Genomic DNA, 13,107 nt, shown 5'->3' with positions numbered 1-13,107 from the left:
TCCGCTTGACAAGGGGCATCAGGCACGACAGCCTTCCACTAAGCAAAATCTCGATTCCACAATACGGAAGTCGGCCGGAAAGGGCGCCGCGGATGGGATTCGCCGACCAGCGCTTCACCGTCAATCTGTCGATCCTCTTCACGGAGCTCCCGCTCCTGGAACGTCCCGCGGCCGCCGCCGCGGCGGGCTTCACCGCGGTCGAACTGTGGTGGCCCTGGACCGACTCACCCACCCCGAAGCCGTCCCGACTGGACGCCCTCGGGAAGGCGATCGAGGCCTCGGGGGTGCGTCTGACGGGACTGAACTTCTACGCGGGACAGCTGCCGGGACCGGACCGCGGCGCCCTCTCCGTCCCCGGCGAGGAGTCGGCGAGGTTCCGCGCCAACGTCGAGGTGGCGACGGACTTCGCCGGGGCGCTGGGCTGTACGGCCCTCAACGCCCTGTACGGCAACCGCGTCGACGGCGTGGACCCGGCCGAGCAGGACGCGCTGGCCCTGGAGAACCTGGTGCTGGCGGCCCGCGCCGCTGACCGCATCGGCGCGGTCGTCCTCGTCGAGGCGCTGAACAGGACGGAGTCCCCGCGGTATCCGCTGGTGTCGGCCCCGGCCGCCGTGGCGGTCGTCGACCGTGTGAACGCGGCGACCGGTCTCGCCAACGCGCGGTTCCTGATGGACCTGTACCACCTGTCGAGGAACGGCGAGGACCTGCCGGAGGTGATCGACCGGTACACCCCGCGGACCGGCCACGTCCAGATCGCCGACGATCCGGGCCGCGGAGCGCCGGGGACGGGTTCGCTCCCGCTGGCGGACCTCCTCGACCGGCTCGCGAAGGCGGGCTACGACGGCTGGATCGGCCTGGAGTACAAGCCGGGAGACGCCCCGAGCACCGGGGCCTTCGACTGGCTGCCGGCCCGGGCACGCGCCGCCCGCTGAGCTTCGACCCCCAGACGCAGCAGAGCAGTCAGAGAGGCACCCCATGACCACCACGCTTCCCAAGATCGCCTGGATCGGCCTCGGCATCATGGGCTCCCCCATGTCCGAGAACCTGATCAAGGCGGGGTACGACGTCACCGGGTACACCCTGGAGCGGGAGAAGCTGGACCGCCTGACCGCCGCCGGGGGCACGGCGGCCGCCTCGGTCGCCGAGGCCGTGCGCGACGCCGACGTGATCGTCACCATGGTGCCTGCGTCCCCCCAGGTCGAGGCGGTCGCCTACGGTCCCGGCGGCATCCTGGAGAACGCCCGGCCCGGCGCCCTGCTGATCGACATGTCGTCGATCACCCCGGGGACCTCGGTCGCCCTGGCCGAGCACGCCGGGAGAAAGTGCATCCGCGTCCTCGACGCACCGGTGTCCGGCGGTGAGGCCGGCGCGGTCGAGGCGGTGCTGTCCATCATGGTCGGCGGCGAGCAGGCCGACTTCGAGGCGGCGAGGCCGCTCTTCGAGGCGCTGGGCAGGACCGTCGTGCTGTGCGGACCGCACGGTTCGGGGCAGACCGTGAAGGCCGCGAACCAGCTCATGGTCGCCGTGAACATCCAGGCGTGCGCCGAGGCCGTGGTCTTCCTGGAGAGGTCCGGGGTGGACCTGGGGGCCGCCTTGGAGGTGCTCGGCGGCGGGCTGGCGGGCTCGACCGTGCTGGCCCGTAAGAAGGACAACTTCCTGAACCGCGACTTCACCCCCGGCTTCCGCATCGATCTGCACCACAAGGACATGGGCATCGTCACGGACGCCGCCCGCGCCGTGGGGGCCGCCCTGCCCGTCGGTGCCGTGGTCGCCCAACTGGTCGCGTCCCTGCGCGCGCAGGGCGACGGCGGCCTGGACCACTCGGCCCTGCTGCGGGGCGTGGAACGCCTCTCGGGCACCGGTATCTGAGCCTTCGAACCCCAGACTCCGGGTGGTGCCGTCGCCGACACCTGTCCTGTCGCGCCCAGGCGCCGGCACCACCCGGAACCCTCCGCCGGACACGGACCGTTCCGCGTCCGGCGCTTTCCTGTGTCCGCGACGCGGATCGTGACCGGGATGCGGCTGATGTCCGGGGTGCGGATGGGTCCGGGGTACGGACGGGTCCGGGGTGCGGATCGGTCCGGGCGGCAGGAGGCTGAAGACATGGAACAGTCATCGCAGCATCCGCACATCGTGGTGCACGCCCCGGCCCTGGACGGATCCCGGCGGGTCACCGAGGGCGATGTCACCCTCGGACTCGCCAGCCATCTGGACGACGTCGTCGAGATCCTGCGCCTGGCCGACCTGGACCGGATCGAGGTCGAGGAGAGCGACCTCATCGAGTGGCAGGGCGGCGGGCCGGAGGACTGGCCGGGGCTGTCGGAGCACTACATCGAAGAGACCGAAGACCCCGCCTACACACAGTGGCGTAGGCCGTCTACGTAACCCTCAAGTCATCCTCTGAACACCCGCCGGAAGGCTTCAAATGCCCGGCCACTTGGGCAGATTATCGGCACACAGGGCCTGTCGGCACGGGGGCGGCAGGCCCTGCCGGAGGGGTCCGGGCCGCCCGTCGGCGGCGTCCCGGGCGCGTCGCGAACTACGGGGGTACCGCGGCGCGCCGGACCTCTCCGGGTGCGACAACGCGAGGGGCGACCCGCATCACGCCGGATCGCCCCTCGCCGCCGTCTCGCCGCGGCGCGCGTCAGATCTTCAGGGTTCTGATCGAGGTCGGCGCGTGCCCCGGCTCGGACGCGGTCTCCTCGAACTCGACCACGGCGCCGATGTCGTTGGTGGTCGACATGGAGATGTCGGTGACGCGCTCCAGGATCACCTCGACGACGACCGGCACCCGGTGCTCGGCGGCGAGCTTCCCGGCCTGCTCGAACGCGGCGCCCAGCCCGGCGGGGTCGGTCACCCGGATCGCCTTGCAGCCGAGGCCCTCGGCGACCTTGACATGGTCGACACCGTAGACGCCCAGCTCTGGCGAGTTGATGTTCTCGAACTCCAGATTGACCTGGAAGTCGATGTCGAACGCCCGCTGCGCCTGGCGGATCAGGCCCAGATAGGCGTTGTTCACGAGGACATGGATGTACGGGATCCGGTGCTGGGCGCCCACGGCCAGTTCCTCGATCATGAACTGGAAGTCGTAGTCCCCGGAGAGGGCGACGACGGACGCCTCCGGGTCGGCCGTGGCGACGCCCAGGGCGGCCGGGACGGTCCAGCCGAGGGGGCCGGCCTGACCGGCGTTGATCCAGTGGCGGGGCCGGAAGACATGCAGCATCTGGGCGCCGGCGATCTGGGAGAGGCCGATGGTGGAGACATACCGGGTCTCGGGCCCGAAGGCCTTGTTCATTTCCTCGTAGACCCGCTGCGGCTTGATCGGGATGTCGCCGAAGTGCGTACGGCGCAGCAGGCGCGCCCTCCGCTCCTGGGCGGCCGCGGCCCAGTCGCCCCGGTCGGGCAGCCGACCGGCCGCCCTCAACTCCCGTGCCACCTCCACGAACAGTTCGAGGGCGGCCTTGGCGTCGGAGGTGATGCCGTAGTCGGGGGCGAAGATCCTGCCGATCTGGGTGGGCTCGATGTCGACGTGGACGAAGGTCCGGCCGGCCGTGTAGACGTCGAGCCGTCCCGTGTGGCGGTTTGCCCAGCGGTTGCCGATGCCGAGGACGAAGTCGGACTCCAGGAAGGTCGCGTTGCCGTAGCGGTGCGAGGTCTGCAGTCCGACCATCCCGGCGTTCAGCTCGTGGTCGTCCGGGATGACACCCCAGCCCATCAGGGTCGGCACGACCGGAGTGCCCGTCAGTTCGGCGAATTCCACGAGGAGTTCGGCCGCGTCCGCAGTGATGACACCACCGCCCGCGACGATCAGCGGGCGCCGCGCGCCGTTGAGGAGCGCCGTCGCCTTCTCGATCTGGGCGCGGGTGGCGGCGGGCCGGTGGACCGGGAGCGGTGCGTAGGTCTCCGGGTCGAACTCGATCTCGGTGAGCTGGACGTCGACGGGCAGATCGATGAGGACCGGTCCGGGCCGGCCCGAGCGCATGAGATGGAAGGCCTGCTGGAAGACGCCCGGCACCTGGGCGGCCTCCAGCACGGTGACGGCCATCTTCGTGACCGGCCTGGAGATGGAGGCGATGTCGACGGCCTGGAAGTCCTCCTTGTGGATCACCGCGGTCGGGGCCTGCCCGGTGATGCAGAGGATCGGGATCGAGTCACCGGTCGCCGAGTAGAGCCCGGTGATCATGTCGGTGCCGGCCGGACCGGAGGTGCCGATGCACACGCCGATGGCCCCGGGACGGGTGCGGGTATAGCCCTCCGCCATATGGGAGGCGCCCTCGACATGGCGGGCGAGGGTGTGCCCGATCCCGCCGGAGGCCTTCAGGGCCGCGTAGAAGGGGTTGATCGCCGCACCCGGGACCCCGAACGCGTGGCTGATGCCCTCACGCTTCAGGATCTCGACTGCCGCGCGGGCAGCGGTCATTCGAGCCATGGACTACTCCTGCCTCGGCTGTCGGACTCGCGCTCCCGTCGCGCCCCGCGGTGAGCACTTCTGTGTTGTTTCCGTATTGCGGAAACTTATTTCTGCTATTCGGAAGTAATGTAGGTGGGGTGGTGACAGCCGTCAAGAGCGGGCGGCGCCGGGGCGCACGGTGCGCGAAGCCGAGGACAAGCGGGGGCACTTGGGAGCAGGATGGGACCGGTGTCCGATGTGAGGGGTGGAGAGGGCCATGTCCGAGAGCGTCCTCGTGCGCTGCCCCATCTGCCGCCGTGAACATCTCTACGCCGCACCGCGCTACCCCTGTGTGTGCGGCGCCCCGGTCGCCCCGCCGCTGGACCGCCTCGGTGAGCCCTCCGTCGTCACCCACCGCACCTGGGCCGACGACTGGGTCACGGTCCGCTGCGGTGCGTGCGCACGTGAGGACGAGTGGCCGCACCCGGAACTGGGCTGTGCGTGCGGGACGGTGCTTCGTGTCCCGGTCGCCGGGCTGCCGGGACAGCCCGGCCCCGCGTCACCGGAGGAGCCGGGCCGGCCTCCGCAGGGCACGGGGCCACGGCAGCGGACAGCGGGCGCGGTGACGCCGGACCCGGCGGGCGACGGCAGCCTCGAATCCGGCCCGGTCGGCAGGCGGAAGCAGTCCCGCACCGCCTTTCAGCCCGTCGCCATACGCTCCGCACGCGACGCCGTCACCGTGGCCGCGCTCTATCTGCGCTGGCTCGGCTACCGCGACATACGGCGCGCCGACCAGCGGCAGCCGAACGGGATCGGGCTCGCCGCACGCGGGATCCTGGCGCAGGTGGATCCCACGGTGCAGCCGGCGTCGCTGCGGGACGTGGAGTGCCTGTGGCTCACCGCGCTGTCCGAGTCCGCCCGCTGTGTCTACTTCTCCCTCGCGGGCTATGCCGACGATGCCCGGGCCGTCGCCGACCGCCTGGGCGTCCCGTTGTTCGTCCTCGACCTCACCGGCGCGCCCCAGCCGGTGAACAGCCTCGCCGACGAACTGGCCGCCGGCCCGGCCTGACGCTCGCCCGCCTCGGGCGGACCGGCCGCCCCCCTGCGACCGGCCCGCCCCGCCCCCTACGGCTGTTCCGCGTAGGTCTCCCGCAGCTCCACCTTGCGCACCTTCCCCGACACCGTCATCGGGAAGGAGTCGAGGATCCGCAGGCTGCTCGGGATCTTGTAGTGCGCGAGTTGCTCCTCGCAGAAGGCCCGGAGTTCCTCCAGCGTCGGCGGATCGGCCGGGTCCCGCGGGATCACACAGGCGAGGACCTCCTCGCCGTAGCGCTCATGAGGGATCCCGACCACCTGGACGTCGGCGATCTTCGGGTGCGCGTAGAGGAACTCCTCGATCTCACGCGGGTAGACGTTCTCGCCGCCGCGGATGATCACGTCCTTGATCCGGCCGACGATCTCGACATAGCCGTCCTCGCGCATCATCGCGAGGTCGCCGGTGTGCATCCAGCGTCCCGGGTCGACGGCCTCGGCGGTCTTGTCGGGCTCGTTCCAGTAGCCGAGCATCACGCTGTAGCCGCGGGTGCACAGCTCACCGGCCGAACCGCGCGGCAAGGTCACGCCGGTCGCCGGGTCGATGATCTTCACCTCGATGTGCGGCAGCACCCGGCCGACGGTCGCGGTGCGGTGCTCCAGGTCGTCGTCCCTGCGGGTCTGCAACGACACCGGGGAGGTCTCGGTCATGCCGTAGCAGATGGACACCTCCTCCATGTGCATCTCGGCCACCACCCGCTTCATCACCTCGACGGGGCACGGGGAGCCCGCCATGATGCCGGTCCGCAGGGAGGAGAGGTCGAACTCGGCGAAGTCGGGGAGGTTCAGCTCGGCGATGAACATCGTCGGGACGCCGTAGAGGGAGGTGCAGCGCTCCCGCTGCACCGCCTCCAGTGTCGCCCGGGGGTCGAAGGAGGGCGCCGGGATCACGATGCAGGCGCCGTGCGCGGTGGCTCCCAGGTTTCCCATGACCATGCCGAAACAGTGGTAGAAGGGCACGGGCAGACACACCCGGTCCTGCTCGGTGTAGCCGACCGTACGGCCCACCCAGTAACCGTTGTTGAGGATGTTGTGGTGGGAGAGGGTGGCTCCCTTGGGAAAGCCGGTGGTGCCCGAGGTGTACTGGATGTTGACCGGGTCGTCGCAGCTCAACTCGGCCGCCACGGCGGCCAGTCGTGCGTGCGGCACCACGGTCCCGCCCGCGATGAGCTCCTCCCAGCTGGGGTCTCCGATGTAGACGGTCTCGCGCAGTTCGGGGCAGTTGCCGCGAACCTGGTCGACGAGGGCGCGGTAGTCGCTCGTCCGATGCGAGAGGGAGGCGACCAGGAGCGAGGCCCCGGACCGTTCGAGCACGTACTCCAGCTCGTGGGCGCGGTAGGCCGGGTTGATGTTCACCATGATCGCGCCGATGCGGGCGGTGGCGTACTGGATCAGCACCCACTCCGGGCAGTTGATCGCCCAGATGCCGACCCGGTCGCCCTTGCGCACGCCCTTGGCGAGCAGCCCGAGCGCCACCTCGTCGACGGCGGCGCCGAACTGCGCGTACGTCCAGCGGCGTCCGGAGGCCACGTCGACCAGCGCGTCGCGTCCGGGGTGGGCGGCGACCGCCCGGTCGAGGTCGGCGCCGATGGTGTCGCCGAGCAGTGGGGTGGTGCTGGTCCCGTGGGCGTACGACGGTGCGGTCACCGGAAGTCCTCCTCGCGGTACTCGCTCACGGACCCGGCCGCCGTGGCCGCACGCAGCTCGATACGGCGGATCTTGCCGGAGACGGTCTTGGGCAGATCGGCGAACTCCAGGCGGCGGATGCGCTTGTAGGGCGCGAGGACGTCCCGGGAGTGCTCGAAGAGGACCTTGGCGGTGTCCGGACCGGGCTCCCAGCCCGCGGCCAGCACGACGTACGCCTTGGGGACGGCCAGGCGCAGTTCGTCCGGCGCGGGCACCACGGCCGCCTCGGCCACCGCCTCGTGTTCGAGCAGCGCGCTCTCCAGCTCGAAGGGGGAGATCTTGTAGTCGGAGGCCTTGAAGACGTCGTCGGACCGCCCGACGTAGGTGATGTATCCGTTCTCGTCCCGTGCGCCGATGTCCCCCGTGCGGTAGTAGCCGCCCGCCATGGCCTCCGCGGTGCGGTCGGCGTCGCCGTGGTAACCCGTCATCAGGCCGACGGGCCGCGCCGACAGGTCGAGGGCGATCTCGCCCTCGGTCACCCCCGGCGCCCCGCTCACCGGGTCGAGCAGTTCGATGCGGAAGCCCGGGCTCGGACGGCCCATCGAGCCCGTCTTCAGGGGCTGGCCGGGGCTGTTGGAGACCTGCACGGCCGTCTCGGTCTGTCCGAAGCCGTCCCGGACGGTGACACCCCAGGCGCGCCGCACCTGCTCGATGACCTCGGGGTTGAGCGGCTCACCGGCGGCGACCGCCTCGCGCGGCGGGGTGCGCAGCTGGGTGAGGTCGGCCTGGATGAGCATGCGCCACACGGTCGGCGGGGCGCAGAAGGTGGTCACGCCGGCCCGGTCCATCTCGGCCATCAGCCGGGTCGCGTCGAAGCGCGTGTAGTTGTGGAGGAACACGGTCGCCTCCGCGTTCCACGGCGCGAACAGGCTCGACCAGGCGTGCTTGGCCCAGCCCGGCGAGGAGATGTTGAGGTGGACGTCGCCGGGCCGGAGCCCGATCCAGTACATGGTCGCCAGATGGCCGATCGGGTACGAGACATGGCTGTGCTCCACCAGCTTGGGGTGTGCCGTGGTGCCCGAGGTGAAGTACAGCATCAGCGGGTCGTCCGCCTGCGTGGGCCCGTCGGGGGCGAAGAGCGCGGAGGCGGCGTACAGATCCTCGAACGGCTGCCAGCGCGCGCCCGCGCCGCCGACCGCGATACGGGTGTAGTCGCCGGGCACCTCGTCGAACTTGCCGGTGTCCTCGGCACGCGCGATCACATGCCGCACCCGGCCGCGGTCGACCCGGTCGCGCAGGTCGGCGGGACCGAGCAGCGGGGTGGCCGGGATGACCACGGCCCGCAGCTTCATCGCGGCCAGAGCCGTGATCCACAGCTCGGCCTGGTTGCCGAGCATGACGAGGATGCGGTCCTCGGCGCGGACGCCGCGCCCGCGCAGCCAGTTGGCGGCCCGGGCGGAGCGTTCGGACAGCTCGCGGAAGGACAGCCGGGTCTCGCGGCCGTCCTCCTCGACGATGTGCAGCGCGGTGCGGTCGTTGCCGTCCGCGATGGCGTCGAACCAGTCGAGCGCCCAGTTGAAGTGCGTGGGGCGCGGCCAGCGGAAGCCCGCGTAGGCCGTGGCATAGTCCTCCCGGTACGCGAGCAGGAAGTCCCGCGCGGCCCGGAACGCATCCGTCGGGTCGGTGTTCACCGTCACGTGTCCTCCTCATTGCCGGACAGCCGGCTCACATCGTGTAATCCGTGATACAGGTCTCACCACCCCCGAACGGGGGTGCGCCGCGCGACGAGGGGGGCGGACAGGTGGCTGACACGGCCGAGGCGGTGGAGGTACGCGGCGCACTGGTGCGCCTGCGGCGCGCGACGGGGCTGCCGGTCGCCTTCGGCGGCCTGGTGGAGCCCGGGCGGCCACAGATCCGCATCAGCGAACTCAGCGGGACCGCGACGACGGCGCTCCGCTCGCTCGCCGTCGTCTCCGGCAACGGCCTGGGCGGCAAGGTGGCGGCGCTGGCCCGGCCGTGCGCGGTGACCGACTACTCGGCCTCACGGACGATCAGCCACGAGTACGACGGGGCGGTGGCGACGGAGGGCCTCAGATCCGTGCTCGCGGTGCCGCTCGTCGTACGGCGCAAGGTGCGCGGTGTCCTCTACGGCGCCCTGCGTACGGCCCAGCCGCTGGGTGACCGCACGCTGAGCGCGGCCGTGGCCGCGGCGCGGGACGTGGAGCAGGCACTGGTCGCGCGGGACGAGGCGCGGGCGGTGCTGACGGCCGTACGGGAACCCGCGGGGCCGTCCGGGGCGGCCTGGGAGCGGGTCCGCGAGGCGCACAGCACGCTCAGGTCGCTGGCCCAGCGGGTGGAGGACCCGGCGCTGCGCGAGGAGTTGCTGGCCGTGTGCGGGAGTCTGGCGGGCGCGGCGGGCGCCATGCCCCCGGAGACCTCGGGGCGGGCCGCGGAACTGTCGCCGCGGGAGGTGGACGTGTTGTCGTGCGTGGCGGTCGGCTCCACCAACGCGGCGGCCGCAGAGCGGCTGGGGCTGCGCCCGGAGACCGTGAAGGGGTATCTGCGGTCGGCCATGCGGAAGCTGGGCGCGCGCACGCGCTGGGAGGCGGTGGTCGCCGCCCGGCGTGCCGGAGTGCTGCCGTAGACACCATGACGACCATCTGTCGGCCTCTGCACGGGTTCCCGGCGATTTGCCACCGACCCGCACGTTTTGCGCGCTCTCGGATTGTCGGTTCTCATTCATTCGGCAGGCCAGAGAATTCGGCTCTGCCGACGTCTTGTTATCTGCCTCACCTCACGGGCTGTCCGAAATTCAAAGCCTGGTTGCCTAATATTGGCCAGGACACGACACACGGAGGGGAGCGGTGACCGTGCGACGGGACTTCAAGGAGCCTGCCAGACCCCGCCCCGACCTGGTCATCGGCCGGGACGAGCTGTGCGCGGAAGCGCGCGAGCAACTCGCCGGCGGAGGAAGTGTGCTGGTACACGGCCCGGCCGGAATAGGAAAGTCGACCGTCCTGCGCTCGCTGGCCGCGGATTACGGCGAACAGGCGCGCACCGTGTTGCGCTGCTCGGCGACCGAGTCCGAATCCCATCTCCCCTTCCTGGCCCTCGCCGACCTGCTCGGCCTCGTCGTGGACGAGGTCGCCGACCAGCTGCCCGCCCCGCAGCGCACCGCCCTGGAGTCCGCGCTCACCGGCCGCGGTGAGTCCACGCTGCAGCGGGACGGTCTCGCGCTGCGGCTCGCGGTGCTGTCCACCCTGCGGGCCCTCGCCGCCCGCGGGCCCGTACTGATCGTCGCCGACGATCTGCAGTGGCTGGATCCGGCCAGCACCGAACTCCTCGGCTTCGCCGCGCGCCGCCTCGGCGGCACACCCGTGCAGATGCTGTGCGCGGTGCGCACGCACACCGCCCCGCAGGGCCAGGAACACGACCGCTATCTGAGCGTGGCCCCGCCGGACACCGTCGCGGTCCGGGTCGGCCCGCTCCCCCGCACCCAGATCGCCGCGCTGCTCGACCACCGCGGCTACACCGGCCTGCCCCGCTCCACCGTCCGGGACATCCACCGCACCAGCGGCGGCAACCCGCTGTTCGCGCTGGAGCTCGGCCGGGCCCTGTTCGAGAGCACGACGCCGCCGAGCCCCGGTGAACCGCTGCCGGTGCCGACCTCGCTGCGCGCGCTGGTGCTCAACCGGCTGGAGGCGCTGTCTGCCGAGGCCCGCCGCACGCTACTCGTGGCGAGCGCCGGGGCCCGGCCCACACTGGCCCTGCTGCGCGCCGCGGGACGGCCGAACGCGGAGGCGGAGACCGCGCAGGCCGCCGCGCTCGGGCTGCTGCTGACGGAGCGGGACGCGCCGTACGTACGGTTCACGCATCCGCTCATATCGGCCGCGCTGTACGCGCAGGCGAGCGCTCAGGAGCGGCGGGCCGTGCACGCGGCCCTGTCGACGGCGGCCGGCGACCCGATCGAGCGGGCCCGGCATCTCGCGCTCGCGAGCACCGGCGCCGACCCGGGGGTGGCCGAGCGGCTCGGCGAGGCCGCGGCCGCCGCCCGGGACCGGGGCGCGCCGTCGGTGGCGGCGGAACTCGGGCTGCTCGCGGCCCGGCACACCCCGGTGGACGCGACACCGGCCGCGGACGAACGGCGGCTGCAGGCGGCCGAGGACGCGTTGACGGCGGGCGAGACGGACTTCGCGCGGGACATCGCCCATGAGGTGCTGGCACGGGCGACCGAACCGGCGGACCGGGTGCGGGCGTGGATGGTCGTGATCGACGCCGCCGGGCATGCGATGGCCGAGGTCGACGCGGTCTTCCCGCAGGCGCTCACCGACGCCGGCGACGATCCACGGCTGCTCGCCCTCGTGCACTACCAACTCGCCTGGCGGGCGCTGCTCGTGGAGGGCGACTTCGACCGGGCCCGGGAGGAGGGCGCGCTCGCCGCGGACTTGGCGGCGCGCGCCGGGGACCGGCGCAACGAGCTGCTGGCGCTGGCCTTCCAGGCGCAGTCCGAGACCCTGATGGGGCATCCGGACGCGCCCGTGACCATCAAACGGGCGCTGCGGGAACCGCAGGACCCGCGGGTGGCGTGCGACCACAACGGCGCCGGCTACGCCCGGTTCCGCTGGCTGATCATGAGCGACCAGCTGACCGAGGCCCGCAAGACGATCAGCGGTCTGCTGCGCGAGGTGCGGCGGCGCGGGATGGTCGAGGCCGAGGTGCACTTCCTGCGCGGACTCGCCGAGACCGAACTGCGGGCCGGACACTGCGGGCGCGCCCTGGACCTGGCGCGCGAGGGCCTGCGGCTCGCCCGTGACACCGGCATCGGGGAGGCTGCGAGCGCCATGCTCACCTCGCTCGCGGAGGCCGCGGGCGGCGAGGTGGAGCGGGCGTTGACGCTGGCCCGGGAGGCCGTCGGGCGCGCCGAGGAGGACGGCGACGTGCTGTATCTGTCGCGGGCCCTGGCCGCCCTCGGGCATGCCCAGCTGGTGGCCGGCGACGCGGCGGGTACGGTCGGATCGCTGCGCCGGGTCCGGGAGTTGGAGGAGGGGCTCGGGGTCACCGACCCGGCCCGGGGGCGCTGGCAGGGCGACCTCGCCGAGGCACTCGTGCGCACCGGGGACCTGGCCGAGGCCCAGGACGTCATCGACGCCACACGCGCCCGTGCGCTGCGGCTCGGACGGGAGAGCGTGCTGGCGGTGCTGGACCGGGCGGAGGCCCTGGCGCGCGCCGCCCGAGGGGAAACGGTCGTCGCACAACGGCAGTTGACGTCGGCTCAGGACCGGCTGGCGAAACTGGGGTACGGACTGGAGGAGGCCCGGGCCGCGTACGCGCTGGCGGGTCTGCGCACCCACAAGCCCGGGCCCACCTCGTACGACGAGGCGGCCCGGCTCTTCCGCCGCTGCCGCGCGATGCCGTGGCTGCGCCAGGTGGAGACGGCCGCGGTCACGGGAGCCGCCGCCCAGCCGCCCCTGGCCGCGGCGGCCCTGGACACCCTGGCGGCGACGGAACGGCAGGTGGCCGCGTTGGTCATGGAGGGCGCGACCAACCGCGAGATAGCGGCCCGGCTGTTCATCAGCGTGAAGACCGTGGAGGCCACGCTCACCCGGGTGTACCGCAAGCTGGGCATCCGGTCGCGGGTGGACATCGTGCGCCTGGCGGCGGGCCACCACTCGGCCTGAACGGATCCGGCCGAGGTACCGGGCCGGGCGCTCGTGCCGACGCACCGGACCGGGCGCTGGTGCCGACGTATCGGGCCGGGGCTCGTGCCGACCGGGTCCGGCCCGCGTGCGGTCCACCCGTCGCCTCGACCGGGTCCGGCCCGCGTACCGAACCGCCCCGCGCCGCGACGGGATCCGGCCGACGTGCCGGCCATCGCTCGTCCCGACCCGATTCGGTCGACGTACGGGCCATCGCTCGTCCCGACCCGATTCGGTCGACGTACGGGCCATCGCTCGTCCCGACCCGATTCGGTCGACGTACGGGCCATCGCTCGTCCCGAC

9 protein-coding genes are annotated in these 13,107 nt (G+C 72.2%); 6 read left to right on the top strand and 3 right to left on the bottom strand.

Annotated features, from left to right (window positions below):
• Window positions 1-92: 92 nt before the first annotated feature.
• The 3 genes from ACFYX0_RS07860 to ACFYX0_RS07850 all read left to right on the top strand — a co-directional run bounded on the left by ACFYX0_RS07860 (window position 93) and on the right by ACFYX0_RS07850 (window position 2,385).
• Window positions 93-932 carry a TIM barrel protein gene (locus ACFYX0_RS07860; RefSeq protein ID WP_388967640.1) on the top strand — a complete coding sequence of 280 codons (840 nt, stop codon included), beginning with the start codon at window positions 93-95 and terminating at the stop codon, window positions 930-932.
• Between the two features lie 43 nt (window positions 933-975).
• Complete coding sequence (locus ACFYX0_RS07855) at window positions 976-1,869, top strand: 2-hydroxy-3-oxopropionate reductase (protein WP_388967637.1); 894 nt, start codon at window positions 976-978, stop codon at window positions 1,867-1,869.
• A 234-nt stretch (window positions 1,870-2,103) separates the two neighbouring features.
• Window positions 2,104-2,385, top strand: coding sequence for a hypothetical protein (locus ACFYX0_RS07850; RefSeq protein ID WP_311693262.1), 282 nt, complete (start codon window positions 2,104-2,106; stop codon window positions 2,383-2,385).
• 259 nt (window positions 2,386-2,644) lie between these two features.
• Here the strand turns inward: ACFYX0_RS07850 and gcl are convergent, their stop codons facing one another.
• A complete protein-coding gene (gcl, locus tag ACFYX0_RS07845; RefSeq protein ID WP_355913570.1) occupies window positions 2,645-4,429 on the bottom strand; it encodes a glyoxylate carboligase in 1,785 nt (594 codons plus the stop codon).
• A 238-nt stretch (window positions 4,430-4,667) separates the two neighbouring features.
• Here gcl and ACFYX0_RS07840 point away from each other — a divergent pair, with 238 nt between their 5' ends.
• Window positions 4,668-5,459: a hypothetical protein gene (locus ACFYX0_RS07840; RefSeq protein ID WP_388967635.1), complete on the top strand. Its 792-nt coding sequence runs from the start codon at window positions 4,668-4,670 to the stop codon at window positions 5,457-5,459.
• Between the two features lie 56 nt (window positions 5,460-5,515).
• Here the strand turns inward: ACFYX0_RS07840 and ACFYX0_RS07835 are convergent, their stop codons facing one another.
• A complete protein-coding gene (locus ACFYX0_RS07835) occupies window positions 5,516-7,129 on the bottom strand; it encodes an AMP-binding protein (RefSeq protein WP_388967632.1) in 1,614 nt (537 codons plus the stop codon).
• The gene (locus tag ACFYX0_RS07830; protein WP_388967630.1) at window positions 7,126-8,805 is read right to left on the bottom strand and encodes an AMP-binding protein; all 1,680 of its coding nucleotides are present in this window, start codon (window positions 8,803-8,805) and stop codon (window positions 7,126-7,128) included. Before ACFYX0_RS07830 ends, ACFYX0_RS07835 begins: the two co-directional genes overlap by 4 nt.
• 104 nt (window positions 8,806-8,909) lie before the next feature.
• On the opposite strand from ACFYX0_RS07830, the gene ACFYX0_RS07825 reads away from it, so the two are divergent.
• Together ACFYX0_RS07825 and ACFYX0_RS07820 are read left to right on the top strand one after the other, a co-directional pair.
• On the top strand, window positions 8,910-9,752 hold the full coding sequence (locus tag ACFYX0_RS07825) for a LuxR C-terminal-related transcriptional regulator (protein WP_388967627.1): 843 nt from the start codon (window positions 8,910-8,912) through the stop codon (window positions 9,750-9,752).
• 220 nt (window positions 9,753-9,972) lie between these two features.
• Window positions 9,973-12,786 (top strand): AAA family ATPase, encoded by a 2,814-nt coding sequence (locus tag ACFYX0_RS07820; RefSeq protein WP_388967625.1) that lies wholly within the window; start codon window positions 9,973-9,975, stop codon window positions 12,784-12,786.
• Window positions 12,787-13,107 lie beyond the last annotated feature (321 nt).

It is taken from the genome of Streptomyces sp. NPDC002573 (assembly GCF_042889625.1).
Taxonomy (GTDB): domain Bacteria; phylum Actinomycetota; class Actinomycetes; order Streptomycetales; family Streptomycetaceae; genus Streptomyces; species Streptomyces gibsoniae.
Note: the sequence above shows the minus strand (reverse complement) of the source record. Positions and strands in the feature narration are given on the sequence as shown.